We start from the raw sequence: 26,071 nt of genomic DNA, 5'->3' as shown, positions 1-26,071 counted from the left end.
ACCGTCCGTAAAGTCCAGCATGCAGACGCCTCCGGTGGTCAGCCGGACGCAGGCGTTCCAGCAAAGGAGTTGCAGTGCCCATTTCGGGGATCGATCTGTCCACCATTGATCACACAGTCCGGCCTCAGGACGACCTTTACCAACATGTCAACGGCGCCTGGTTGAAAGCCACCGAAATTCCGGACGACCGGCCCCTGGAGGGAACCTTCACCGCTCTTCGCGACGGGTCCGAAATCGCTGTCCGGGACATCATCGAGGAGGCGGCGGCCAAGGGCGCGGACGCCAGCGGGATCGAACGGAAGATCGGCGGCCTCTACAACAGCTTCATGGACGAAGCGACGGTGGAAGCCAAGGGCATGGAGCCGATCCGCGGGCGGCTCGGCGACGTGTTCGCCACGGGCTCGGTAGCTGACCTCATCGCACTGGCGGGCCGGTTGTTCCGTGCGGACGTGGGCGGGCTTTTCTACATCTACCCGGCCCCCGATGCGGGGAACCCTGACCGGGTCCTGTTGTACACCGGGCAGGGTGGCCTGGGCCTTCCCGACGAGTCGTACTACCGGGAAGAGAAGTTCGCACCCATCGTGGCGGCCTACGCCGCGCACGTGCAGAAAATGTTTGAACTGGCCGGGGTGGCCGATCCCCATGGTGCGGCCGGGCGGGTTGTCGAACTGGAGACCAAGCTCGCGTCCCACCACTGGGACAATGTCACCCTCCGGGATCCGCAAAAGACCTACAACCTGAAGACGGCGGAGGAAGCCAATGCGCTGTTCCCCCTCCTGGCCACGTGGTTCGACGCCGCGGGAATCGACGCAGACAAGCGTACGGAAATCGTGGTGAGCACCCCTGACTTCTTCACCGGTGCCGCCGGCCTCCTGGACGAAGTTCCGGTGGCAACGTGGCAGGAGTGGCTGGCCATGCGCGTCATCAGCGCCGCTGCACCTTATCTGTCGGCAGCCTTTGTGGACGCCAATTTCGCGTTTTACGGCACCACGATCAGCGGCACGCCCCGCAACAAGGACCGGTGGAAGCGCGGCGTTGGCGTCGTCGAAGCCGCCCTTGGTGAAGCTGTGGGCCAGATCTACGTGGCCCGCCATTTCCCCGAATCGCACAAGGCACGGATGCAGACCCTGGTGGCCAACCTTATCGAGGCCTACCGCCGCAGCATTAATGACGTTGCATGGATGGGCGGGGACACCAAGGCCGAGGCCCTCCGGAAGCTGGAGGCCTTCCGGGCCAAGATCGGCTACCCGGACGAGTGGATTGACTACTCAGCCGTGGAGATCGACCCCGAGGACCTCCTGGGGAACGTCGAACGCGCCCACAATGCCGACGTCGACAGGCACCTGGATGAGGTGGGCAAGCCGGTGGACCGGAACAAGTGGCTGATGACGCCGCAGACGGTTAACGCCTACTACCACCCGATGATGAACGAAATCGTGTTCCCGGCAGCGATCCTGCAGCCGCCCTTCTTCACCGCCGACGCGGACGACGCCGTGAACTACGGCGGCATTGGCGCCGTCATCGGCCACGAGATCGGGCATGGCTTTGATGACCAGGGCTCACAGTTCGACGGCGGCGGAGCGCTCCGCAACTGGTGGACGGACCAGGACCGCCAGGCTTTCGAGGCGCTGACGGCGCGGCTTGTGGCCCAGTTCGATGCGCTCTCCCCCGCTGCAGCGCCCGGACACCACGTCAACGGACGCCTGACATTGGGCGAAAATATTGGTGACCTGGCAGGCCTGACCATCGCCTACAAGGCCTACCAGATCAGTCTGGACGGGAAGGAACCGGAGGTCCTGGACGGGCTGACCGGTGAACAGCGCTTCTTCGCTTCCTGGGCAGCAGGCTGGCGCCAGGTCATCCGGCAGGAGGAGGCCATCCGGCGCCTTGCCACCGATCCCCACTCCCCCAACGAGTTCCGGACCAACGCGATCGCCAGGAACCTGGACCCGTTCCACGAAGCGTTCGACGTCACCGAGGAGGACGGCATGTGGATGCCGCCCGCCGAGCGGGTCAGCATCTGGTAGCCGCATAACAGAAATGGGCCCCGCCGTTGCCGGCGGGGCCCATTTTGTTGCCTGCCGGAGGTACTGCTGCCTGCAGCTGTACCAAGGCATGGAACGTCGCTACCGGCGCACGACCAGTTCGGGATTCGCCTGCTGGCAGACCTTGTCCCCGGCGGTCTGGTTGACGATGTCCTGGGGCAATGCTGCGGCAGGACTGCCGGCCTCATAGGCGGTGCCGGTGGTGAAGTCGCTGCCGAGGTAAACCTGTACGCCGGTCACGCCGGGAGCCGGAATCATCAGGGTGGCAGGAATCCCCAGCATGGCAGCGACATCTGCTGCCACGTCATCGAAGCCGTTGCCGTAATACACTGCCGTCTTGGCCACGGGCTGGGCCAGGAACTGGCCCGTCTGGGCGAAGCCGCCCGACACCAATGCCTGGACGATTTCCTGGGCGCGGCCTGCGACGCCGCTTCCGTTGGCGACGGTTACGGGCTGGATGGCCTTGTTGTAGGGCGGCACCGGCGGGGCTGTCTCAGTAGGGGCCGCGGACGGGGTTGCCGATTCAGTGGGTGACGGCGTGGTGGGCGCGGCGGGGTCGGTGAGGTCCACGTTCTTCCGCATTGCCGAGAAGAGCTGTGCGCCCGCTGGTTCGGCGATGACCAGCCGGTTGGGATCGATGGGTGCCGGCGTGGTGGGCACCGCGACAAACGCGACCTTGCCGATGTCGATGTTCTTGAGCCGGTTGCCGATCGTCAGCAGGGTGGGGACAGAGGCAAGGCCGTCATCCACTGTCAGGTTCTGGGTTACGACGTCCGCGATCTTCAGCATCTTCGCGGGATCGGACAGGGTTCCATCGTCCTTGATCTTGCGGGTCAGCGCCGAGAGGAAGCCCTGTTGCGCCTTGATGCGGCCAAGGTCGCCGCCGTCGGCAAAGGCGTGGCGGGTGCGGAGGAAGGCAAGCGCCATCTCGCCCTGCACGGTCGAGGTTCCGGCCGGCAGCCGCAGCCGGGAATCAGGATCGTAGACGGCGTCGCTGATGCAGACTTCCACACCACCCACGGCGTTGGAAAGTTCCTTCACGGCGTTGAAGTCGGCCATCATGAAGTGGTCCACCTGCATGCCGGTGAGCTTGTTGACGGTATCCACGGCGCAGCCGATGCCGGCCTCGCTCATGGCCTCATTGATCATGACGCCGGTGCGGGCAGGATAGTCCTTGCCGGTCTTCTTGTCCTTGCAGTCAGGAATGTCCACCAGCAGGTCGCGCGGAAAGCTGATGACGTTGACGCGCTTGTTGTCCTCGGAGATGTCCATCAGCATCATCACGTCCGACTTGCCATAGCCCGTGGAATCGTCGGCTGTGCCGTATTGCGAGTTTTTTCCGTCGCGGGTGTCCGAGCCGAGGATCAGGATCTGCAGCCGGCCCGTGGCATCGTTCCCGGGGGATTCGGTGCTTTCGCCGCCGGCATTCAGCGGCGCCTTGGAGATGTTGTTCTGCAGCCGGAGGAACCAAAAACCGGCAAACGCGATCCCTGCCACGAGGACCAGCGCCATGACACCCGTGACGGCTTTGAGCCAGATGGGCATCCCGCGCAGCGTACCGAGGTGCCGGGCGGCACCTACGGCGCCGCCGTTCGCGTGGCGGGATACCGGTCCCGGTCCGGCTGACAGGTCAGCCCCGTTGTCGCGTTTGTCGCGGCCTCGACCCACGTCGTGAACCTTCCTCTAAATACAGAATCCGGTCCATTTTAGTGGTCCAGCCTGGAAAACTTGCCTGCCGCACTCCTGCGAACGTTCTTTTCGTGGATCAGAAACCCAGCTTGACCAGCTGTTTCGGGTCGCGCTGCCAGTCCTTGGCCACCTTGACGTGGAGGTCCAGGTAGATGCGCGTGCCCAGGAGGGCTTCGATGCCTTTGCGGGCGTTGGTCCCGACTTCACGCAACCGGCTGCCGCCCTTGCCGATGATGATGGCCTTCTGGGACGGCCGCTCGACATAGAGGTTGACGCGCACATCAAGCAGGGGGCTGTCGTCAGGCCGGTCCTCCCGGGGAACGATTTCCTCCACCACCACGGCCAGGGAATGGGGAAGCTCGTCCCGGACACCCTCAAGGGCAGCTTCGCGGATCAGTTCCGCCACCATGACTGCCTCGGGCTCATCCGTCAGTTCGCCGTCCGGGTACAACGGGGGCGACGGCGGCATGTGGCTGATCAGCACGTCGGCGACTGTTTCCACCTGGAAGCCGTCAGTGGCGGATACCGGAACGATGTCCTTCCAGCCGTCCTCCCCCATTACTTCGCGGCCCAGGGCCGCCACCGCAAGGAGCTGTTCGGTGAGCGCCTGCTTGTCCACGAGGTCAGTTTTGGTGACGATGGCGATCACCGGTTTGCGGCCGACGGCGGCAAGCTGGGCGGCGATGAACCTGTCGCCGGGGCCGATTTTCTCGTTGGCCGGCAGGCAGAATCCGATGGCGTCCACCTCGGCGAGGGTATCCGCGACGAGGTCGTTCAGGCGCTTGCCGAGCAGGGTGCGGGGACGGTGCAGGCCCGGAGTATCCACCAGGATCAGCTGGGCGTCCTCGCGGTGCACGATGCCCCGGATGGTGTGCCGCGTGGTCTGCGGTTTGGCGGACGTGATGGCCACCTTCCTGCCCACCAGCGCGTTGGTCAGGGTGGACTTGCCCGCATTGGGCCTGCCGACGAGCACCGAAAATCCGGCGCGGAATCCGCCGAAGTCGTCCGTGGCCGCAGCCTTATTTTTCTTGCTCACGTGGAACTCCCTGCTGGGTTGCTTCGGCCTCTTCCAGGAGGCCTTCAAGGTCAGTCTCTACTCTTGGTACCGGCGCCGCAATGATGTGGCTGACCCGGTTCCGCCGGCCTTCAAGCCGGTCCGCACGCAGCGATACGCCCTGCACTTCCACGCTGCTGCCCACGATCGGGACGCGGCCAAGTGCCTTGGCGAGGAGGCCGCCCACGGTGTCCACCTCGTCGTCGTCGATTTCCAGGTCGAAGAGCTCGCCGAGATCGTCGATGCCCATCCGGGCACTGACCCGGTAGGAACCGTCCCCCAGCGCGACGGCTTCCGCGCTCTCGGTGTCATATTCGTCGACGATCTCGCCGACGATCTCCTCGATCAGGTCCTCGAGGGTTACCAGTCCGGCGGTGCCGCCGTATTCGTCGATCACGATCGCAACGTGCGTGGACTCCTTCTGCAGTTCACGCAGGAGGTCGCTCACAGGCTTGGACTCCGGCACGTAGCGCACCTCGCGGGCCAGCGACTCGACCAGCGGCGGCTCCTGGTCCGCACGGAGCTGGTGGATCACTGCAGCAACGTCCTTGAGGTACACGATGCCAAGGATGTGGTCAGTGTTCTCGTTGATGACGGGGATCCGCGAGTATCCGGACCGCAGGAACAGGGACATCGCCTGGTGCAGGCTGGACCCGGCGTCAATGCTGACGATGTCCGTCCTGGGAACCATGACGGCACGCACCAGGGTGTCGCCGAAGTCGAAGACCGACTGGATCATCTCCGCTTCGGTGTCCTCGATCATGTCGGACTCGCTGGCACGGTCCACCAGTTCCCGGAACTCCTGTTCGCTGAAGAACGCGTCGTCGCCGCCCGGCGCCCCGGGGGCCGCCGAACTTCCCAACGCCACCAGCCAGCCGGGAATCGGTCCCAGCACGCTGGTGAGGAACCGGACCATCGGGGCAGTGAAGCGGACAACGGCGGTGGAGTGCAGCCTGCCCAGCTGGCGGGGCGAAACGCCCACGATCACGAACCCAAGAAGGGCCATGATGCCGGTGGCCACCAGGCCGGCAAGCCACACGTTGTCCAGCAGGCTGGAGATCAGGACGGCGACGGCCACCGCGGAGGCCATCTCGAACCACACCCGCCAGAAGCGCAGCGCCCGGGTGTGGGCCACGGGCTCGGCAAGGATGCGCCGCATGGCGGTGCCGCGGCTCCTGTGCAGAGCATCTTCGGCGTCGTGCCGGGGAAGGAAACTGAAGGCGGCCTCGGCCGCTGTCAGCAGGGCCGCGACGGCAAGGAAAACCAATGCCACCGCGACCAGGAGCAGTTGCGTCACTGGGTCGTCTCTGCAGGTGCTTCTTTGCCCGTGAAGCCGGACAGGAGTTCCCGCTGGAGCCCGAACATCTCTGCCTTCTCCTCCGGTTCGGCATGGTCATAGCCCAGCAGGTGAAGGATGCCGTGTGTGGCCAGCAGCAGCATCTCGTCCTGCAGCGAGTGGCCGGCGTTCCGGGCCTGAACCTTTGCAACCTGCGGGCAGATGGCAATGTCACCCAGCATGCCCTGCGGGGTGGGCCGGTCGGGCGTTCCCGGGGTCAATTCGTCCATGGGAACCGAGAGCACGTCGGTGGCACCCGGTTCGTCCATCAGTTCAATGTGCAGCTTCTCCATGGCCGGCTCATCCACGAGGAGGATGGACAGTTCGGCCTGCGGATGAATGTAGAGCTGCTCAAAAATGTACCGCGACAGTGCCACGAGCTCCGACTCCTCCACCTGGACGCCGGACTCGTTGTTCACCTCGATGCTCACGCGTGTTCCCCCCGTTTTTCCCGGCCGGCTGAATGCTTGAGCCGGCTCCGCTGGGCTTCATCCCAGATGCTGTACGCGTTGACGATGTCCCCGACCAGCCGGTGCCGCACCACGTCGGCGGCATCCAGGACCGAGAAGCTCACGCCGTCGATTCCCTGCAGGATTTCCTCAACGATCCGCAGCCCGGAACGCGTCCCAAACGGCAGGTCCACCTGGGTGACGTCTCCGGTGACCACCATCTTGGATCCGAAACCGAGCCGGGTGAGGAACATCTTCATCTGTTCCGGCGTGGTGTTCTGCGCCTCGTCAAGGATGATGAAGGCGTCGTTAAGCGTCCGGCCGCGCATGTAGGCCAGGGGTGCCACTTCAATGGTGCCGGCCGCCATCAGGCGCGGAATGGATTCGGGGTCCATCATGTCGTGCAGGGCGTCGTAGAGCGGCCGGAGATAGGGGTCGATCTTGTCGCTGAGCGTGCCGGGGAGGAAACCAAGCCGCTCCCCCGCTTCCACCGCGGGGCGGGTCAGGATGATCCGGCTGACCTCTTTTTGCTGCAGCGCCTGGACGGCTTTTGCCATGGCCAGGTACGTCTTGCCGGTGCCGGCCGGACCAATGCCGAAGATCACGGTGTTGGCGTCGATGGCGTCAACATAGTTCTTCTGGTTCAGCGTCTTGGGCCGGATGGTCCTGCCGCGGCTGGAGAGGATGTCGTGGGTGAGCACATCCACGGGATTCTGCAGTGACTGCGTGCGCAGGAGGGACACCAGCTGCTGCAGCACAGCAGGAGTGATGACCGTGCCGCGGGCCACCAGGCCACGGACTTCCTGCAGGAGCCGCATGATCCGGGGAACATCACCGGCGGGGCCGTTGATGGACAGTTCATTACCCCGGGCATGGAAGTTGACGGCCGGGAACTGCTCTTCGATGAACCGCAACGCCTCGTCATGGCTGCCGAGTGATTGAACCATCTGGTCGGAGTTCTCAAAGAGGACTACTTCAGTCCGGGTGCCGGGCAGGGAGTGCGGGAATTCACCCGGACTGCCTTCGCCCGTATTGAGCCGGCGCTTACCATTTGCTGATTCAGTCATGGTGCTGGCCCGCAGGCCCGTGGTCCCCTCGAAGATCGACATCTATGTTTGCGTTCGCTGATGCCGGCGCCCGTTGGACGGTGCTCCTGGCCCCAGCGATCCCTTTATCTTACGCCAGCGCGGGGCCGGGCCGGATACCGGGCCGCCATGGAGCAGCGGCTGCAACCCGTCCGGAGGGTGCCGGGACGTCCTTAGGTATCAACTTCATATCGGCCTCATATCGTTCCCGTTGCAGTTGTGCCCGCGGAGGCAAAGAGCGGCTGGGCGGCCGCGCCGCTGTGCAATGCTGGAAATCCAGCATCTGCTGGAACACCAGGCCGCCAGGGGGATCGGCCCGCCACGCCAGGAAAGGACAAGGGCAGGACAGTGCCGGAAACCTCTGCGCCCGAAAGGGCAGGACGACCGATGGGCCGTCTGCGCCCCGCCGTCCTTGCAGGAATCCTGGTCCTGGTTCCGGTCCTTGCGGGCTGCACGGCCGAGGGCGGCCCCTCACCCACCGGCACCATCGCCTCGGTGCCGGCAACGGGCGGCACCATGCCGGACACGCTGTCCACCAGCGCCCCGCTGGAAACCGCACAGTCCTCCAACAAGGCGCCGGTCTACTGGATCGGCCGCAGCGGCGGGAACATCTTTCTTTACCGGGAATTCCGCGACGTCCCTGAACAGGAGAACCCGGTCACCCGCGCCCTGCGGGCCATGATGTCGGAAAAGCCGCTGGACCCTGACTTCTTCACGCCCTGGCAGAACCCGGACAAACTTGCCACCTCAATCTCCGGCAAGGACGTCATCACCGTCGACGTCTCCTCGGACGCTTTCAACAGCAACCTCGATGCCGACATGGCTGCCCGGGCCATCCAGCAGCTGATCTACACGGCAACCGCTGCCGCCGCCAGTTCGGGCCTGATCGACACCGGCCAGCAGATCCGGGTCCGGATCCTCGTGGACGGCCACACGGACTACGTGGCCTTCGGCAAAGTGCAGCTCGGGGCCCTGATGACCCGCGCCGCGGGCCTGATGGCGCCCGTCTGGATCATTGATCCCCAGGAGAACGCCGAAGTGCCCGGCGGGAGCGTGAAGATCACCGGCCGCAGCACATCGCCCGGGGCGAAGCTCCGCTGGCAGATCCTGCAGTCTACGGACGGCGGCAGCAAAGCACCGTTCCTGGCGGGTGAAACCACGGCTGCGTCCGAACAGGGGCAGGCCGGCGTCTTCACCCTGGCCCTGAACCTTCCGCCGGGCGATTACATGCTGCGGGTGGCCCAGGCCGGCTCCGGCGGGGAACCGGACCGGAACGAGGACACGAGGTCCTTTAAGGTCCGGTAGCCGTCCACCGGCCAAGGACGTCGCTGGCAAGCACGACGGCGGCCGGGCCGGCCGTGGAGGACCGCAGGACATGGTGCCCCAGGAGGGCGGTCACGGCGCCCTTATCGCAGAGTTTCGTTACCTCCCGCTGGCTGATGCCGCCCTCCGGACCGACGATGAGCAGGATTTCCCGGGGTCCGGAGCCTGCTTTCCCTTGCCATGTTTCAAGGACGGTGCGCAGCGGCCGAACGGCGTCCTCATGCAGGATGACAGCGAGGTCGGCAGCTTCCACGGCAGCGGAAAGCCCGGCAGTGTCGACGGCGGACCGCACTTCGGGGATCCAGGCGCGCCGTGCCTGCTTGGCGGCCGCGGCCACTGAGGATTCCCATTTGGCATGGGCCCGGGCCGCGCGGTCGCCCTTCCAGCGGACGATTGACCGTTCGGACTGCCAGGGTATGACGGCGTCGATGCCCAGTTCCGTGGCCGTCTCGATGGCCAGCTCGTCGCGGTCCCCCTTGGCGAGGGCCTGGACCAGCACCAGCCGGACGTCCGGCCTGTCTTCGACGGTCAGCGTCCCGCATTCCACCTCGAGTGCGGAGGGAGCGGCGGACACCACCTTCCCGGTCATCCGGGTGCCGGCGCCGTCGACGATGTCCACCGCTTCGCCGGGAGACAGCCGTTTGACGGTGACGGCATGCCGCGCCTCCGCCCCGTCGAGGACAAAGAGTTGGCCGGCCGCCATACCGGCCAGCGAACCGGGGGGCGTGAAGAAGACGGGGTTGCTCACCGCTACAGGTTACCGAGCCGGTCCCGGAGCTTGGCGAACATGCCGCCGCTGGCAGCGAGCTTGCCCTCGGTGATCTGTTCACCACGGAGCTTGGCCAGTTGGCGCAGGAGGTCCTCCTGCGCGGGGTCGAGCTTGGCCGGGGTGTCCACCTGGAGGTGGACCTTCAGGTCGCCGCGGCCGTAGCCCCTCAGGTGGGTGACGCCGAGGCCGCGCAGGGTGATGATCTCCCCCGACTGGGTACCGGGCTTGACGTCGATCTCCTGCGTGCCGTCGAAGGTTTCCAGGCTGACATCCGTGCCCAGGGCGGCTGCCGTCATGGGGATGTGCAGGGTGGCGTGCAGGTCGTCGCCCTCCCGCACGTAGGTGGCGTCATTGTTGACGCGGATCTCCACGTACAGGTCGCCGGCCGGACCGCCCGCGGGGCCGGCCTCGCCCTGGCCGGAGAGCTGGATCCGGGTTCCGGTGGCCACACCGGCAGGGACCTTGATGGTCAGCGACCGGCGGCTGCGGATACGGCCCTGGCCGCTGCACTCGTTGCAGGGATCCTTGATGACGGTGCCGAAGCCTTCGCAGGTGCCGCAGGGGGCGGCCGTCATGACCTGGCCGAGGATGGAGCGGACGGCCCGCTGGACCTGTCCGCTGCCGCCGCAGATGTCGCAGCGTTCCGGATGGGTGCCGGGGCGGCAACAGGATCCGTCACAGGTGGGGCAGACCACGGCGGTGTCCACTTCGAGTTTCTTGTTCACGCCGAATACGGCGTCGCGGAGGTCGATCCGTACGCTGATCAGGGCATCCTGGCCGCGGCGGACACGGGAAGCGGGACCGGACGTGCCGCCGGCGCCGAAGAAGGTGTCGAAAATGTCCTGGAACGCGAAGCCCTGGCCCGCGTAGCCTGCGCCGCCGAAACCGTTGTCGGTGCCGTTCTCATTGCCGGTGGTGTCGTAGATCCGGCGCTTCTGGGGGTCCGAAAGCACCTCGTAGGCGTGAGTTACTGCCTTGAACCGTTCCGATGCGTCCGCACCGGGGTTTACGTCCGGGTGTAGGGTGCGGGCCAGCTTGCGGTAGGCCTTTTTGATTTCTTCACCCGTCGCTTCGGGTGAGACTCCAAGGACGTCATAGTGGCTGCTCAAAGTTCGTATCTCTTCCTTGTTGTACTGCGTTCAGTTGGGCGGCCCAGCTCTTGCTTTCCGGCCGAAGCGCGCTCCGGCGGCCAAGAGTCAGGGCCCCAAAATCCTGGAAAGGTAGCGCGCCACTGCCCTGACGGCGGCCATGGTGGTGGGGTAATCCATCCGGGTGGGCCCGAGGATGCCTACTTTCGCCGAGCTGTCCGGACCGTAGGCAGTGGCCACCACGGAGGCCTCGGCAAGGCCGTCGTACGGGTTCTCCCGTCCGATGCTGACAGCGACGCCGCGGTGGTCCTGGGCCATTTCGCTCAACAGCCGCAGCATCACCACCTGTTCCTCCAGCGCCTCGAGCACCGGGCCGATGCTGAGGGGGAAGTCGACGTTGGACCTGGCCAGATTGGCGGTGCCGGCCATGACCATCCGGTCCTCCCGGCTGTTTTGCGCCAGGCCCTCCAGCCCGAGCGCCAATGCGTGTGCCGCCTGCCGCTGCGGGTGCGGGGTGGCGGCGACGACGGCGGGCAGCGCCTGGGCCAGTTGGCGCAGCGGTGTTCCGCCCAGTGCACCGAGGAACCGGGTGCGCAGTTCAGCCAGTGCGTCGTCGCCAAGGTCCTGCCCGACGTCGATCACCCGCTGCTCCACCTTGCCGCTGTTGGCGATCAGGACGACGAGGACCTTGCGCGGGGCGAGCAGGACGAATTCGATGTGCCGGACCAGTGCCCTGCTCAGGTGCGGATACTGCACCACGGCAACCTGGTTGGTCAGCTGCGACAGCAGCCGGACGGTCCTCTCCAGCACGTCGTCGAGGTCGTCCGCGCCTTCGAGCAGGGACTGGATGGCGCGGCGTTCGGCGGCCGAGAGCGGCTTGACAGCCGAGATTTGGTCCACAAAGAGCCGGTAGCCCTTGTCCGTGGGAATCCGGCCGGCACTGGTGTGCGGGGCGGTGATCAGCCCCTCGTCCTCCAGTGCGGCCATGTCATTGCGGATGGTGGCGCTGGAAACACCAAGATGATGCCGCTCCACCAGGGCCTTGGACCCAACCGGCTCGCGGGAGTGGACGTAGTCCTCCACGATGGCCCGCAGTACTTCCAGCTTGCGTGGCTCGCTCACTCTCCACCTCCATCCATGGTTCGGGGCGCATGCCCCTCCCGATGCAACCCAGGGTTAGCACTCGACATGCCTAAGTGCTAACAGTCTATTATGCCTCGGCCCGTTGTTAGCATTGGTACCGCTCCGGGCGAAATTGCGGAGTTGAACACTAGCGCTAGGCGGATCAAATCCATGGATTACCGGAACTGGGGCCCACGCGGCATATCCGCTCCCGCACGGACGGAACTGCCTGAGGTCCCCGTGGAGCGCGGCATGGTGCTCGAGGAAGTGCAGTCAGGCTGGGTGGGTGCCGTGACCCGGGTGGAGAAATCCGGCGGCATGCATGTGGTGGCGCTGGAGGACCGCAGGGGAAAATCGCGTACCTTCCGCCTTGGGTTCGGCTTCCTCCTGGAGGGCCGGCCGATCCGGCTGATGCCACCCGCCCCCCGGCCGGCCGCTGCCGGTCCCGCGGCGGGCAGGACGGCCTCGGGGTCCGTTCGGGTCGCCGGACAACGCGCCCAGGTGGCCAAGGCCAGCCGGATCTGGGTGGAAGGCAAGCACGACGCCGAACTGGTGGAGAAGGTCTGGGGAGACGACCTCCGGGTGGAGGGCATCGTCGTCGAGCCCCTGCACGGCATTGACGACCTTGCCGCAGCCGTCGCGGACTTCAGGCCGGGGCCTGGCCGCCGTCTTGGCGTCCTGGTGGACCACCTGGTTCCTGACTCCAAGGAGTCCCGCATCGCGGATGCCGTCATGGCCTCCCCGGGCGCCGCAGGCAACGTCCTGATCGTCGGTCACCCCTACGTGGACGTCTGGCAGGCGATCCGGCCCGCTGTCCTTGGCATCGACAAATGGCCGGCCGTGCCCCGCGGGCAGGACTGGAAGACGGGGATCCTGAAAGCCTTCGGCTGGCCCCACGCCACCAAGGAAGATGTCGGCCTGGGATGGCAGAAGCTGCTGGGCGCCGTGCGCACGTACGCGGACCTCGAAGCGTCGCTGCTGGGCAGGGTCGAGGAAGTCATCGATTTCCTGACCGTGCCGTGAAGGGCGGACGGCGTCCCGGGAACCAGTATTCTTGGTAGTGCGGTTCCTTGTTTCCTGAGGCACTGCGCACCGCGCCGGAATTGTAGTCAGCACCACTTGCACCTTCGAAGGAACAGACTGTGGCAGAAAACGCACGTGATCACAGGGACGGCCAGGGCCGTTCCGAGTACCATGGCGTCCCCGCCAACGCCCTGCCGCTTACGGCCAGCGAAGACCGCCAGTGGGCGACGCTGGCGCACTTCGGCGGGATCCTGGGGTGCGTCCCCTCGCTGCTGATCTACTTGATCTTCCGTGACCGCGGGCCATTTACCGCCCAGGAATCCAAGGAAGCGCTGAACTTCAGCCTGCCGCCCACCATCGCCGCGGTGCTGGCCAACATCCTGGTGTTCGTCCCCTACGTCGGGAACATCTTCGCGGTCATTGCCACGCTGATCTGGGTGGCGCTCACGTGCTTCTCCGTCGCGGCAGGGATCCACGTCAACCGGGGCCAGCCGCACCGCTACCAGTACAACCTGCGCTGGATCAAGTAAGGGCAACTGCCCGCGGGCCGGCTCTAGTCCGGCAGGATGCGGCGGACTACTGCGTCTGCCAAGAGCCTGCCCTTGAGGGTCAGGACCAGGCGTCCGCGGAATGCGGCAGCAGGATCAACCAGGCCGGCTGCGATCAGTCCGGCCACCTCGTGGCGTCCCCCGGCACTCAGCGTTGAGACATCCAGTCCCGACTGGAGGCGGGCCTCCAGCATGACCCGCTCCAGGTTCCTTGTTTCCGCGTCCAGGGTTTCCCTGCCGGCGGCGGGCGAAAGCCCCTGCGACAGCCGGTTCGCGTAAGCGGACGGGTGCTTGACGTTCCACCAGCGGACCCCGCCCATGTGTGAGTGCGCGCCCGGGCCGATGCCCCACCAGTCGTCACCCCGCCAGTATGCGAGGTTGTGGCGGCAGGCCTGCTCCGGAGTCCGCGCCCAGTTGCTGACCTCGTACCAGCCAAGTCCGGCTTCGGTGATCAGCTGGTCGGCGAGCTCGTACTTGTCGGCGTGGTCGTCGTCGTCGATTCCCGGGACTTCGCCGCGGCGCATCTGCGCGGCCAGCTTGGTGCCCTCCTCAACGATCAGCGCGTAGGCGCTGATGTGGTCCGGCCCGTAGGAAAGCGCCGTTTCGAGGGAGTGCCGCCAGTCGGCCAGCGACTCCCCCGGCGTCCCGTAAATCAGGTCCAGGCTGACAGCCAGTCCTGCCTCGCGCGCCCACTGCACCACCTGCGGCACCCGGCTGGGCGTATGGGTCCGGTCCAGCACCTTGAGCACGTGCGGAACCGCGGACTGCATCCCAAAGGACACCCTGGTGAACCCGGCGTCCTTGAGGACGGCAAGGGACTCCGGCGTGACGGAATCGGGGTTGGCTTCGGTGGTGACCTCGGCGCCGTCGTCAATGCCCCATTGGTCGATGGCGGCCCGGAGGATCAGGGCGAGGTCATCGGCCGGCAGCAGCGTGGGCGTGCCGCCGCCAAAGAAGACGGTGCTGAGCTTCCGGTCCGGCAGCCCTGAACGTGACAGCACAGCAGCCGCCAGCGACACCTCGGACACGGCGGTCTGGGCGTATGCGTCCTGGGACGCTCCGCCGCCAAGTTCCGTGGCGGTGTAGGTGTTGAAGTCGCAGTAGCCGCAGCGCACAGCGCAGAACGGGATGTGGACGTACAACCCGAAAGCCCGGGCCGCCGCACCGTCCGCTGCCTGGGCAGGCAGCAGACCGTCCGACGGCGCCGGGTCGCCGAGGGGAAGAACGCTGGGCATCAGCGGGTCCCCCGCTGTGCGGTGGTCACTTCTTCTTGGCCTTGTCCTTCGATTCGTCGGTGGTCAGGGCGGCGATGAACGCTTCCTGCGGCACCTCCACTGTGCCCACCATCTTCATGCGCTTCTTGCCTTCTTTTTGCTTCTCCAGCAGCTTGCGCTTCCGCGAGATGTCACCGCCGTAGCACTTGGCCAGCACGTCCTTGCGGATGGCGCGGATGCTTTCGCGGGCGATGATCCTGGAACCGATCGCGGCCTGGATGGGCACTTCGAACTGCTGGCGGGGAATCAGTTCGCGCAGCTTGCCGGTCATCATCACGCCGTAGGCGTACGCCTTGTCCCGGTGCGTGATGGCGCTGAACGCGTCCACCTGTTCGCCCTGGAGCATGATGTCCACCTTCACCAGGTCGGCGGCCTGCTCGCCGTCGGCCTTCCAGTCCAGCGAGCCGTAGCCCCGGGTCTTGGATTTCAGGATGTCGAAGAAGTCGAAGACGATTTCCGCCAACGGCAGGCGGTAGCGGATTTCCACCCGGTCCTCGGAAAGGTAGTCCATGCCGCCCATGACGCCGCGGCGGGACTGGCACAGTTCCATGATGGCGCCGACAAATTCGTTGGGGGCCAGGATGGTGGCGGAGACCATGGGCTCGCGTACCTCGGCGATCTTCCCGGTGGGGTACTCGCTGGGGTTGGTCACCCGGACCACCTTCTTGTCCTCCAGGGTCACCTCGTATTCCACGTTCGGTGCGGTGGAGATGAGGTCGAGGTTGTATTCGCGCTCCAGGCGTTCGCGGGTGATCTCGAGGTGCAGGAGACCCAGGAAGCCCACGCGGAACCCGAAGCCGAGGGCAGCCGAGGTTTCCGGTTCGTAAACCAGCGCGGCGTCGTTGAGCATGAGCTTTTCGAGGGCGTCGCGGAGTACCGGATAGTCGGCGCCGTCCAGCGGATACAGGCCGGAGAACACCATGGGCTTGGCATCGGCGTAGCCGGGGAGGGACTCCGCCGCCGGCTTGGCCAGGTTGGTGACGGTATCGCCCACCTTCGACTGCCGGACGTCCTTCACGCCGGTGATCAGGTAGCCCACTTCACCGACGCCGAGCCCCTTGGACGGTGTGGGTTCCGGGGAGCTGACACCGATTTCCAGAAGCTCGTGCGAGGCCCTGGTGGACATCATCTGGATGCGCTCACGCGGATGGAGCATGCCATCCATCACACGCACGTAGGTGACCACGCCGCGGTAGGTGTCGTAGACCGAGTCGAAGATCATGGCACGGGCCGGGGCATCGGGGTTGCCCTTCGGCGCCGGCAGGTCGCGGACGATCTTGTCCAGGAGGGCCTCGACGCCGACGCCGGTCTTGCCGGATACGCGCAGGACGTCCTCGGGATCGCCGCCGATGAGGCTGGCCAGCTCGGCGGCGTACTTTTCAGGCTGCGCCGCCGGAAGGTCGATCTTGTTCAGCACCGGGATGATGGTGAGGTTGTTCTCCATGGCCAGGTACAGGTTGGCCAGCGTCTGGGCCTCAATGCCCTGCGCCGCGTCCACCAGCAGGATGGCGCCTTCGCAGGCCGCGAGTGACCGGGATACCTCGTAGGTGAAGTCCACGTGGCCGGGCGTGTCGATCATGTTCAGCGCGTAGCTGACGCCGTCCACCTCCCAGGGCATGCGGACGGCCTGGGACTTGATGGTGATGCCACGTTCCCGCTCGATGTCCATCCGGTCCAGGTACTGGGCCTTCATGTCACGCGCCTGGACCACACCGGTGGACTGCAGCATGCGGTCAGCCAGCGTGGACTTGCCGTGGTCGATATGCGCGATGATGCAAAAGTTCCGAATGATTGCCGGATCTGTCGCGGCGGGCACCGGTGCGGTGCGGGCCATGGGAGACACGCAGGGTCCTTACTGTTGGCTTTTCAGCAGCCACCCGCCGGGCAACGCCATAGGCGCCTGCGGAACAGCTGCACGTCTTGAACATCCAGTGTCCCACGTCCGGGACGCACGGACCGCATCCGGGCAGGGCGCCGCCCGGCAGTTCCATGCCGAACCACCGCCGATAGGCTTTTCGCATGGTCATTGATCTCCGCTCCCTGGGAAACGCCGTCCGCCGCGGCCTGCGCATGCTGCAGAAACGGCGGCCCGCCCCGCCGGCCCCGGGCCCCGGCCGGGACCGCCGGGCGGGGGCCATGCCTCAGGCTCCCGGCGGAGGTCCTGCCGGGTCCGGGTATCCCGGTGATTACCGCGGGCGGTCCGCCGTCCGGTATGCACCGCAGCCGGACGGCGACCCGGATCCGGGCGATGTGGTGTGGGCCTGGGTCCCTTACGAGGAGGACCACGGCAAGGGGAAGGACCGGCCGGTGCTGCTGGTGGGGCATAACGGCCCGTTCCTCCTGGGACTGATGCTGACCAGCAGGGACAGGGTGCCTGCCGGTTCAACGTCCGGCGACTACGTGGACCTCGGTTCCGGGGACTGGGACAAGCAGGGCAGGCCCAGTGAAGTGCGCCTGGACCGTATCCTGCAGATCCGCCCTGACAGCATCCGGCGGGAGGGCGCCGTGCTGGACGCGGCGCGGTTTGAGAAAGTTGCGGCCGGGCTGCGCCGGCGACACGGCTGGACCTGACCAACCCAAATGGCCAGTGCCGCCGCTGACCTGCTATTCTTTATTGCTGTGTGTCCGTGCAGGTCGACGGTCACTGATGGCTGGCCGCCATAGGTATCCCCACGCCGCTCAGTCAAGGCCAGCCTGAAAGCCCTCTAGACCATTTCCGCATTACAAAGAGAGTTCACACGTGGCGAATATCAAGTCCCAGAAGAAGCGCATCCTGACCAACGAGAAGGCACGCCTGCGCAACAACGCAGTCAAGTCTGAGCTGAAGACGGCCATCCGCGCCGTCAACACCGCCGTTGAGTCCTCTGACAAGGAAGCTGCTACTACTGCGCTCGTTACTGCCAGCCGTAAGCTGGACAAGGCTGTCAGCAAGGGTGTTCTGCACAAGAACAACGCAGCGAACCGCAAGTCGGCGATCTCCAAGAAGGTCAACGCACTCTAAGGTTTCCAGTTCCCACGAACTGATGGTGTGGCCGGTACCGCAAGGTACCGGCCACACGCTTTTAATCGTTGCGGCCTACCTGCCCTGGACGGACATGGCAATCACCGTCACAGCGTGTTCGACGGCGTAGACGGGGTCCCGGGACAAGCCCTTGACCTGCGCATCAGCCTCCGCCGTGGCCTGGATGGACCGGACCAGGCCTTCCGGGGTCCAGCGCCGGACGTCCCGCTGTGCCTGCTCCACGAGCCAGGGCTGCATCCCGAGTTCCGCCGCGATCTGCGCGGGCGATCCGGAGGCGCCGGCCACCCGTGCGACAGTTCTTAGCTTCGAGGCGAGGGCTGCCACCAGCGGAACCGGGTCAGCACCGGTGGCAAGGGCGTGGCGCAGCGTCGACAGCGCCACGGGGGCGTTTCCTGCCATTGCGGCGTCGGCGACCTTGAACGCGGTGGCCTCGATCCGTCCGCCGTAGTACTTGTCCACGGTCTCAGTAGTGACGGTGCTCCCTGCGTCGGCAATCAGTTGCGAGCACGCCGCGGCGAGTTCCGAAAGGTCGGCCCCCACGGCATTCACCAGCGCCTGGACGGCGTCCTGGTTGATCCGCCGCCCGGCCGCCTTGAACTCCGCCATGACGAACGAGACCTTGTCCGCATCCTTCTTCAGTGGCTGGCAGTCAACGACCGGCCAGCCACCCTTCTTAACGGCGTCGAGGAGCTTTTTGCCGCGTGCTCCCCCGGCGTGCCGGAGCACGACGACGGCGTCCTGTTCCGGGTGCTGCAGGTAGGCAAGGGCATCCGCCAGGAAGGCGTCGTTCATCCCTTCCACGGCCTCCACTTCAATGAGCTTGCTCTCACCGAACAGTGAAGGGCTCACCTGCATGGTCAGGGTGCCGGCGTCATAGCCGGCGGCGTTGATGCGGCTCAATTCGACGTCCGGCGCGGCCGCCCTGACCTGTGAGCGGATCCTGTCCATGGCCCTGATGCCCAGGTACTCTTCCGGGCCGCTTACCAGCACGATCGAGGCCGGGGCTACGTCCCGCCAGGAGGCTGTGTTCGACGCCGGGGAGCGTGTTGCCCGCTTTTGCGCGACGGCCATCCAAGGTCCCTTCCGGAGGTTTTATTGCAGTATCCCAGCCTGCCACGTCTGCGCCCGCGGTCCAAGCTGCCCTTGCGGCGGATGTGCTGCAGCCGCAGCTCCATCAGCCCGATCAGTGCCACCGTGACGGCGTGCGCTTTCCGGACCTGGCAGGCGAACCGCAGGGGCCGGACCACTGCCCACACGGCCGCCAGGGTAACGGTGGACAACAGCACCATCGACAGCAGCCCGGGCACTCCCTCAGGCCAGGGCAGGGCGGAGCCGGGCAGCTGCGCCGTGAACCTGGCGGTGGCGGCGACGCCGGCGCTGAACGTTCCAGCCACAGCGATCAGAAACGTGGCGGCCCACGGAAGCAGGACCACCAGCGGCACCGCTGCCGTTCCCAGCAGGGTCACCGGCGCCACCAGGGGTGACACCACGACATTGGCCAGCAGCGAATAGGTGGCGAACCGGGGCTGCAGGAGGACGATGACGGGCCCGCACAACAGCTGTGCGGACAGCGGAACCGCAACGGCGGCGGCGATCCACCGGGGCACCGCTGCGGGAATCCAGGCGACGATCCGCCGCCCCAGGAGAATGATCCCCAGCGTGGCAAGGACGGACAGCAGGAATCCGAAACTGGTGCCAAGGGCAGGCTCGGCCAGTAGAAGGCCGATGACGGCGAGGCACAGGAAGCTCAGTCCGCGCCCTGGGCGTCCGCCCGCGAGGGCGGCCACCCCGATGGCACCCATGAGAGCGGCCCGCAGGACGCTGGCGTCCGGTCCCACCAGGACTATGAAGAGGGCCAGGCCGCAAAGTGCTCCAGCCGCAGCGGGAGCACGCGGCAGCCGGCACCGGCGGCACAGGAGCAGCAAGGCCCCCAGCACCAGGCTGCAGTTTGCCCCGCTGACCGCCGTTAGGTGGGTCATGCCCACAGCCTTCATGGCGTTGTCCAGTCCCTCGTCCAGTGCGCTGGTGTCTCCGGTGACCATTCCCGGAAGGAGTCCGCGGGCATCGGGTGACAGGAAAACCGCGGCGGAAACGAAGCGCGCCCGAAGCTCCTTCGCTGCCCCCTCCAGCAGCGAGCCTCCCATGGCCTTGCCGGGGGCGGTGGAGGCGGCCAGGGTTCCCGCGTCCTGGTCCCCCGGCTCCGCCGGCCGCAGCTTTCCTGCTGCGCGCAGGGTCTGCCCCGGAACCACCCCGCCCCAGCCTTGCCCGCCCATGATGGTGAGCCGCGCCCGTGTCCGCACCAGCATGCCGCCGGTGGTCACTTCCTGCGTCCACACCGGAACTGCCCAGCGTCCCGCCGACCCGCCCGGTCCTGCCATGGCCCTTGGGTTTCCGGCCACCTCCACAATGGCGACGACGGACTTGCCGGCAGTGACCGCGTCGGCGAGGGGACCCTCGAACCGTTGGCTTGACGACGTTGCAGCGTGGGCTGCGGCGGCAGCGGCCAGCATCAGGGAGACGCCCAGGGCGGCGGGAAAGCTGCGTCCGGTGGCGCGGGGCGGCCCGGCCCGTTCCTGGTGGCCGACGGCGGGACGCGCAGTTCGTGCCGTGCGATGCCTGGCCGCGCGGGCCAGGAGGAGGCCGCCAAGTGCCGCCAGTGCGGAGCACAGTGCTGCAAGCTCCGCAGGCGGCAGCCAGAGCCCGGCCACTGAGGCGGTCCATACCAATAATGCCGGAAGGGCAAGGCGGAGGTCCGTGCGGCGTCGTGGTTCCGCGGGACTGGTATCAGCGTTTTCCTGGGCCTTGCCGCCATCGGCCACCCGCTGGCGCACGTGGTGCACGGCGCGCGTCCAGTGCCCCTGCAGCGGCCGGTGCCCGGTGGCCGGCAAGCAGGGGGTCCGTGGGTGGGCCGGTGTCGAAGGCGGGGAAGGGGTCCCGGAGGCTTCCGTTGCGCCTGGAGGCGTCGGAGCCTGTGGTTCCAGGCCGGGGCCATTCACCGCGGATTCGATGAAGCGGTGCCAGGGACTGCGCCGTTGCTTTCCGCCGCCGGGATCGGGCGCATTCCATCCCTGACCCTTGTCCCGGCCTCCCCTTCCTGAATTCGCTCCCACGGCCGTCCCTAGACCGTCACCAGCGGGAGCAAGGCCTCAAGCATCTTTGGTCCCACGCCGTCGACGGCGTCCAGTTCTTCCGCGCTCTTGAAGGGGCCGTGTTCCTTCCGCCAGTCCACGATCCGCTGGGCCAGGACCGGCCCGACTTTTGGCAGCGTGTCCAGCGTGGCAGCGTCCGCGGTGTTGAGGTTGACCTTTCCGCCGGTCTGGCCGGGTACCGTCCCCTGCTGCGCAGTGCCTGAACCAGCACCCATTGACCCAGTGCCGTCCGGACCTGCGGCACCGGCCGCGGAGGCCTGGGGTTCCCCTTGCCGCGGAACGTGGATTTTCTGGCCGTCCTCCACCACGAGGGCAAGGTTGAGCCGGTTGACGTCGGCGTCCGGAGTCGCACCGCCCGCCGCAGCGATGGCGTCGTCAACGCGGCTGCTGTGCGGCAGCCGGATAACACCGGGTCTGGCCACGGCGCCAACAACGTGCACCACCACCGTCCCCGCTGACGCGGAGCCGCCCTGCCCGCTGCCGGAATCCGGTGGGGCTGGGGCCCCGCCCTGGACGGAACCACTGTCACCGGCCGCTGCTGATGCGCCGCCGGAACCGGTGCCGCCCAACGGCAGGACCTGGGGCGCGGCCGCCCCGGCCTGCCACCAAAACCAGGCTCCCGCGGCCACGGCCAGAACAGCCAGCAGCACGGCGACGCGCAGCCCCACCCGCCACCGGAGCGAAGGCGCCACACCGGAACCAGCTCCGGAGCCACTGCCGGGTTTGTCTCCGCCCGCGTCACCGGAACCCCGGTACTCAAAACCGTCGGGGCCGGCCCCGTCCTGCAGGAGCCCGGAAGGTCCCTCCCGCAGGGTGGCATGGAGCCTCGCCCTCACATGGCGCGCCTGCTGACCTGCTGCTCCAGCATCCCGGCGTGACATAGCTCCACCCTAGGAACACGGTCCGCCGACCGGCAGCCGGCAAAGAGGCTATGTGGAAAGGTGCGCTTCGGCGCCCGGTCCGCCGTCCGTCCCCCCATCGGCGGCCGTCCTGCCCACGATGACCGCAAGGACGCCGAGGCCCGCATGGGCAGCGAGGACTGCCGGGAGGGAACTGATCTGGGCGGGCGGGCATTCGGGAAGTGCCGCTTCCAGCCGCGCGGCCAGGCTCTCCGCCTCTTCGGAGTTCCCGAAATGATGGACGGCCAGGCGCACGGCCTCTCCCGGACGCGCCGCCGCTTCGGCCACCACGATTTCCTCAAGGCGCGCCACGGCCCTGGCACCTGACCGCACCTTCTCCAGCGGGACGATCCTGCCGCCGTCGACCGCAAGGATAGGTTTGATGGCAAACATGGTGCCCAGCAGCGAGGCCGCGGCGCCGATCCGTCCGCCCCGCCGCAGTTGTTCCAGGCTGGGGACGTAGAAGAAGACCTTGGTGCGGGCTGCCTGGGCCGCTGCCGCGGCAGCAACCCCGGCATGGTCGGCGCCGGCGGCGGCTGCCTCCACGGCAGCCTGCACGGCCATCCCCTGTGCCATGCCCACGGTTCGGGTATCCACCACCTCCACGGGGATCCCCACCTTTGCCGCAGCAAGCCGGGCCGCGTCGGCAGTGCCGGAAAGTTCCCCGGAGATATGGACGGAAACGACCGCCTGGAATCCCCGGAGTTCGGCCGCGCGGTACGCCTGCTCAAATTGGCCCGGTGACGGCCTGGATGTTTTGACCTGCGTTCCGGAGGCCAGCGCCACGGCGATGGTCTCGAGGATGTCGTCTTCACCCTCGCCGTAGATTTCCCGGCCCACCATGACGGGCATGGGTGTCACGGTCAGGATGCCGTCCCGCGGCAGCCTGCCTGCATAGTCCGCAGGCAGGGCGGCAGCGGAATCAGTGACGACGGCTGTGCGCACCTCAGCGCTCCCGGCCGCCCGCCGCGTCCCCGGACGCGCCCCGGGACGGAGGCCTGACAGCCGTGCACGGACCCATGGCCAGGCAGCGGCATTACTGTCGGGCAAGGGGCCTCCTGGAGACGGTGTCCGGATCAGTCAGCACCGGCCGCCGGAAAACTTCCGGCGGCCGGTGCGTGCTGCAGGGTGCAGCGCTTATGCCGGGACGATGTTGACCAGCTTAGGCGCACGGACGATGACTGTCCTGATGCCGCGGCCGTCAAGGGCGCGCTGGACGTTGTCGGACGCCAGGGCCAGCTCGCGGAGCTGATCCTCGGAGACGTCCGGGGACACCTCAAGCCGGTCACGGACCTTGCCCTGCACCTGGACAACGGCGGTGACCGTGTCCTGGACCAGGAGCGCGGGATCGTGGGCGGGCCAGCCTGCGTTGGCCACCGACGCCGGGTGGCCCAGCAGGTTCCACATGTCCTCGGCGGTGTATGGCGCGAAGAGGCTGAGGATCACGGCGACGGCTTCAGCGGCTTCGCGGACCGCCGGATCCGCCGCCCCTGCGCCGGAGTCAATGGCCTTGCGGGTGGCGTTGACCAGCTCCATCAGCTTGGCCACCACCACGTTGAACTTGTTGGCGTCCAGCAGTTCAGCGGCGTCCGCGATGGTGCGGTGCGTTACCGACCGCAGCGCGCGGTCGCCGGTGGTGGCGTCCACGCCGGGCCCGCTGGCCACGTCCTGCGCCAGGCGCCAGGCGCGGGCCAGGAATTTCGCCGAGCCCGACGGCGAAACATCGGCCCAGTCGACGTCGTCCTCCGGCGGGGAGGCGAAGATCATGGTCAGCCGGACCGCGTCCACGCCGTACTTGTCGAGCTGCTCGCCGAGGTCCACGCCGTTGCCCAGCGACTTGCTCATGGCTTTGCCGCCGTTGAGTACCTGGCCCTGGTTCAGCAGGGCGCTGAAGGGTTCGTCGGCGTCGATCATGCCCAGGTCGTGGATGACCTTGGTGAAGAAGCGGGCGTACAGCAGGTGGAGGATGGCGTGCTCCACACCGCCGACGTACTGGCCCACGGGCATCCAGTCGTTGATCTTCTCCGGATCGAAGGGGCCCCCGGTGTAGTGCGGGGAGACGAAGCGCAGGAAGTACCAGGAGGAGTCGACGAACGTGTCCATGGTGTCGGTGTCCCGCTTGGCAGGGCCGTGGCAGGTGGGGCATTCGACGTTGACCCAGGACTCGGCCGCGGCCAGCGGCGAGGTGCCCTTCGGGGCCAGGTCCTCGCCGCGGAGGTCCGAGGGAAGGGTCACGGGCAGCTGCTCATCGGGAACGGGGACTTCGCCGCAGGACGGGCAGTGGATGATGGGGATGGGGGTGCCCCAGAACCGCTGCCGGCTCAGGAGCCAGTCGCGGAGCCGGAAGTTCACGAACTTCTCGCCGGTGCCCTGCCGCTCCAGGATGGTGATGGCCGCCGGGATGGCCTCGGCCTTGGGCAGTCCGTCGAGCTCGCCGGAGTTGATCAGGGTGCCCTCCCCCGAGGTGGCGGTGCCCGAGACGGCGGGATCCTCTTCGCCGGTGTCCAGGACGGCGCGGACCGGCAGGTTGAACGCGCGGGCGAAGTCGAGGTCCCGCTGGTCATGCGCGGGCACGGCCATGATGGCGCCCGTGCCGTAGTCGGCCAGGACGTAGTCGGCAGCCCAGACCGGCAGTTTTTCGCCGTTCAGCGGGTTGATGGCGTAGCGGCCGGTGAAGACACCGGTCTTTTCGCGCTCGGTGGACTGGCGTTCGATCTCGGAGAGCGCCTTGACCCGTTCACGGTATTCGTCCAGGGCAGCTGCGTGGTCGTCCGTGACAAGTTCGACGGCGAGCGGCGCGTCGGCAGCCACCACGAAGAAGGTTGCCCCGTACAGGGTGTCCGGGCGGGTGGTGAAGACCGTGACCTCCTTGGCGGGCTTGCCGCCGTCGGCCTCGATCACGAAGTTGACGTGGGCACCCTCGGACCGGCCGATCCAGTTCTTCTGCATGGCCAGGACGCGCTCGGGCCAGTGGCCGCGCAGCTCGTCCATGTCATCCAGCAGGCGGTCCGCGTAGTCGGTGATCTTGAAGTACCACTGGTTGAGCGACTTCTTGGTCACGGTGGTGCCGCAGCGCTCGCAGGCGCCGTTGACCACCTGCTCGTTGGCCAGGACGGTCTGGTCCTTGGGGCACCAGTTGACCGGGGAGTTCTTCCGGTAGGCCAGCCCGCGCTCGTAGAAGCGCTTGAACAGCCACTGGGTCCAGCGGTAGTACTCGGGGTCGGAGGTGTGGAGGCGGCGCGACCAGTCGGCGGAGATGGCGTACCGCTTGAAGGACGCTGCCTGGGTGTCGATGTTGGCGTAGGTCCACTCGCTGGGGTGGGCGTTGCGCTTGATGGCAGCGTTCTCCGCGGGCAGGCCGAAGGAGTCCCAGCCGATGGGGTGCAGGACGTCGTACCCCTTCTGGCGCAGGTAGCGGGCCACGACGTCACCCATGGCGAACGCTTCGGCGTGGCCCATGTGCAGGTCACCGGACGGGTACGGGAACATGTCAAGCACGTAGCGGCGCTCCCGGGACCCGTCATCCACCGGGGTGAAGACCTTGAGGTCCTCCCACACCTGGGGCCATTTGGCCTCCATGGCGGTGAAACTGTAGGTGCCCTCCTCAGGCTCCGCCGATACTGTTGTTGCTGTTCCGGTCTCTGTCTCCGGCTGAACGCCCACTGCTGCCCTCTTCTGTTCTGTTACGGCATCGGTGCTGCCATAACGGCCTGATCCTCCTGCTGCCGGCCCGGCGCCATACCCCGGACACACAAAAGCCCCTCGCCAAGGGAGGGGCTGCCGCTCAGCTATCCGATATCCGGAGCCGGCGGCTAACTAAGCAGAAGGATCGCACGCATGGCTCTACTTTAGCGCACCCCCAGTGTAAACAAGTGCCGGATTACCGCCCAGCCGATGAGGGCACACGCCGGAGCCCGCATCCCCCTAAAGCCACCACCCCCCGAATTGGGTGCTCCCCCTACTGCCGGAGCCGCAAAGTTGAGGGGCTAAGTACTCTTGCCAAGTTATGCTATGCGGTCCACAGTGATGGCAAGTCTGCGGGGTACTGAACGGTCTCAGGTCGAGGAGCCCGAAATGTGTTCTTGGCGTAGATTTCCCGCACGACAACTGGCGGACAGCAGCTTCGCCCCCGCAAAAGTAAAGGTCCGCACCGAAGCTCCCGGGTTGTGGGCCAGGCAATCACCGTGGTACTGGTC

Annotated in this window: 21 protein-coding genes; 6 read left to right on the top strand and 15 right to left on the bottom strand. The window is 66.8% G+C overall.

The window, feature by feature from the left end; all coding sequences use genetic code 11:
• Positions 1-74: 74 nt before the first annotated feature.
• Positions 75-2,027, top strand: a complete 1,953-nt coding sequence (locus tag AC6JAM_RS18750; protein ID WP_497935538.1) for a M13 family metallopeptidase — start codon at positions 75-77, stop codon at positions 2,025-2,027.
• Positions 2,028-2,126: 99 nt separating this feature from the next.
• Here AC6JAM_RS18750 and AC6JAM_RS18745 read toward each other — a convergent pair whose 3' ends face one another.
• The 5 genes from AC6JAM_RS18745 to AC6JAM_RS18725 all read right to left on the bottom strand — a co-directional run bounded on the left by AC6JAM_RS18745 (position 2,127) and on the right by AC6JAM_RS18725 (position 7,640).
• A complete protein-coding gene (locus AC6JAM_RS18745; protein WP_497935537.1) occupies positions 2,127-3,713 on the bottom strand; it encodes an LCP family protein in 1,587 nt (528 codons plus the stop codon).
• A gap of 97 nt (positions 3,714-3,810) precedes the next feature.
• On the bottom strand, positions 3,811-4,770 hold the full coding sequence (era, locus tag AC6JAM_RS18740) for a GTPase Era (protein ID WP_497935536.1): 960 nt from the start codon (positions 4,768-4,770) through the stop codon (positions 3,811-3,813).
• Positions 4,754-6,085 carry a hemolysin family protein gene (locus AC6JAM_RS18735; protein ID WP_018769270.1) on the bottom strand — a complete coding sequence of 444 codons (1,332 nt, stop codon included), beginning with the start codon at positions 6,083-6,085 and terminating at the stop codon, positions 4,754-4,756. Before AC6JAM_RS18735 ends, era begins: the two co-directional genes overlap by 17 nt.
• Positions 6,082-6,555: an rRNA maturation RNase YbeY gene (gene ybeY, locus AC6JAM_RS18730; protein ID WP_018769271.1), complete on the bottom strand. Its 474-nt coding sequence runs from the start codon at positions 6,553-6,555 to the stop codon at positions 6,082-6,084. Before ybeY ends, AC6JAM_RS18735 begins: the two co-directional genes overlap by 4 nt.
• Positions 6,552-7,640 (bottom strand): PhoH family protein, encoded by a 1,089-nt coding sequence (locus AC6JAM_RS18725; RefSeq protein WP_144599755.1) that lies wholly within the window; start codon positions 7,638-7,640, stop codon positions 6,552-6,554. The genes ybeY and AC6JAM_RS18725 overlap by 4 nt, the downstream gene beginning before the upstream one ends.
• A 405-nt stretch (positions 7,641-8,045) precedes the next feature.
• Here AC6JAM_RS18725 and AC6JAM_RS18720 point away from each other — a divergent pair, with 405 nt between their 5' ends.
• A complete protein-coding gene (locus AC6JAM_RS18720; RefSeq protein ID WP_497935534.1) occupies positions 8,046-8,963 on the top strand; it encodes a GerMN domain-containing protein in 918 nt (305 codons plus the stop codon).
• Here AC6JAM_RS18720 and AC6JAM_RS18715 read toward each other — a convergent pair.
• The 3 genes from AC6JAM_RS18715 to hrcA all read right to left on the bottom strand — a co-directional run bounded on the left by AC6JAM_RS18715 (position 8,950) and on the right by hrcA (position 11,960).
• The gene (locus tag AC6JAM_RS18715) at positions 8,950-9,729 is read right to left on the bottom strand and encodes a 16S rRNA (uracil(1498)-N(3))-methyltransferase (RefSeq protein WP_488314596.1); all 780 of its coding nucleotides are present in this window, start codon (positions 9,727-9,729) and stop codon (positions 8,950-8,952) included. The genes AC6JAM_RS18720 and AC6JAM_RS18715 overlap by 14 nt on opposite strands.
• 2 nt (positions 9,730-9,731) lie before the next feature.
• Positions 9,732-10,859 carry a molecular chaperone DnaJ gene (gene dnaJ / locus AC6JAM_RS18710; RefSeq protein WP_056390413.1) on the bottom strand — a complete coding sequence of 376 codons (1,128 nt, stop codon included), beginning with the start codon at positions 10,857-10,859 and terminating at the stop codon, positions 9,732-9,734.
• An 87-nt stretch (positions 10,860-10,946) separates the two neighbouring features.
• Positions 10,947-11,960: a heat-inducible transcriptional repressor HrcA gene (gene hrcA, locus AC6JAM_RS18705; protein ID WP_018769276.1), complete on the bottom strand. Its 1,014-nt coding sequence runs from the start codon at positions 11,958-11,960 to the stop codon at positions 10,947-10,949.
• A gap of 171 nt (positions 11,961-12,131) precedes the next feature.
• Between hrcA and AC6JAM_RS18700 the strand changes: the two genes are divergently transcribed.
• Both AC6JAM_RS18700 and AC6JAM_RS18695 read left to right on the top strand, forming a co-directional pair.
• On the top strand, positions 12,132-12,983 hold the full coding sequence (locus AC6JAM_RS18700) for a DUF3097 domain-containing protein (protein WP_018769277.1): 852 nt from the start codon (positions 12,132-12,134) through the stop codon (positions 12,981-12,983).
• Between the two features lie 119 nt (positions 12,984-13,102).
• Positions 13,103-13,513, top strand: a complete 411-nt coding sequence (locus AC6JAM_RS18695) for a DUF4870 domain-containing protein (protein ID WP_018769278.1) — start codon at positions 13,103-13,105, stop codon at positions 13,511-13,513.
• Positions 13,514-13,536: 23 nt separating this feature from the next.
• Here AC6JAM_RS18695 and hemW read toward each other — a convergent pair whose 3' ends face one another.
• Both hemW and lepA read right to left on the bottom strand, forming a co-directional pair.
• Positions 13,537-14,766 carry a radical SAM family heme chaperone HemW gene (gene hemW / locus AC6JAM_RS18690; RefSeq protein WP_018769279.1) on the bottom strand — a complete coding sequence of 410 codons (1,230 nt, stop codon included), beginning with the start codon at positions 14,764-14,766 and terminating at the stop codon, positions 13,537-13,539.
• A gap of 25 nt (positions 14,767-14,791) precedes the next feature.
• Positions 14,792-16,648 carry a translation elongation factor 4 gene (gene lepA, locus AC6JAM_RS18685; protein WP_026265766.1) on the bottom strand — a complete coding sequence of 619 codons (1,857 nt, stop codon included), beginning with the start codon at positions 16,646-16,648 and terminating at the stop codon, positions 14,792-14,794.
• A 176-nt stretch (positions 16,649-16,824) separates the two neighbouring features.
• Here lepA and AC6JAM_RS18680 point away from each other — a divergent pair, with 176 nt between their 5' ends.
• Together AC6JAM_RS18680 and rpsT are read left to right on the top strand one after the other, a co-directional pair.
• A complete protein-coding gene (locus tag AC6JAM_RS18680) occupies positions 16,825-17,376 on the top strand; it encodes a type II toxin-antitoxin system PemK/MazF family toxin (protein ID WP_497935533.1) in 552 nt (183 codons plus the stop codon).
• Between the two features lie 169 nt (positions 17,377-17,545).
• The gene (rpsT, locus tag AC6JAM_RS18675; protein ID WP_018769282.1) at positions 17,546-17,806 is read left to right on the top strand and encodes a 30S ribosomal protein S20; all 261 of its coding nucleotides are present in this window, start codon (positions 17,546-17,548) and stop codon (positions 17,804-17,806) included.
• A 75-nt stretch (positions 17,807-17,881) separates the two neighbouring features.
• Here rpsT and holA read toward each other — a convergent pair whose 3' ends face one another.
• The 5 genes from holA to leuS all read right to left on the bottom strand — a co-directional run bounded on the left by holA (position 17,882) and on the right by leuS (position 25,538).
• Entirely contained in the window at positions 17,882-18,898 is a 1,017-nt protein-coding gene (holA, locus tag AC6JAM_RS18670) for a DNA polymerase III subunit delta (RefSeq protein ID WP_018769283.1), read from the bottom strand.
• Entirely contained in the window at positions 18,832-20,715 is a 1,884-nt protein-coding gene (locus AC6JAM_RS18665) for a ComEC/Rec2 family competence protein (RefSeq protein WP_223991579.1), read from the bottom strand. The genes holA and AC6JAM_RS18665 overlap by 67 nt, the downstream gene beginning before the upstream one ends.
• 230 nt (positions 20,716-20,945) lie before the next feature.
• Positions 20,946-21,857: a ComEA family DNA-binding protein gene (locus tag AC6JAM_RS18660; RefSeq protein ID WP_497935531.1), complete on the bottom strand. Its 912-nt coding sequence runs from the start codon at positions 21,855-21,857 to the stop codon at positions 20,946-20,948.
• Between the two features lie 48 nt (positions 21,858-21,905).
• Positions 21,906-22,925, bottom strand: a complete 1,020-nt coding sequence (locus tag AC6JAM_RS18655) for a DegV family protein (protein WP_026265768.1) — start codon at positions 22,923-22,925, stop codon at positions 21,906-21,908.
• Positions 22,926-23,012: 87 nt separating this feature from the next.
• Positions 23,013-25,538: a leucine--tRNA ligase gene (gene leuS / locus AC6JAM_RS18650; protein ID WP_056390433.1), complete on the bottom strand. Its 2,526-nt coding sequence runs from the start codon at positions 25,536-25,538 to the stop codon at positions 23,013-23,015.
• Positions 25,539-26,071: the final 533 nt, after the last annotated feature.

The sequence above is a fragment of the Arthrobacter sp. GmRoot5-12 genome (genome assembly GCF_059739365.1).
The sequence above is the reverse complement of the archived record's forward strand: the minus strand, read 5'-3'. Positions and strand labels throughout refer to the sequence as shown.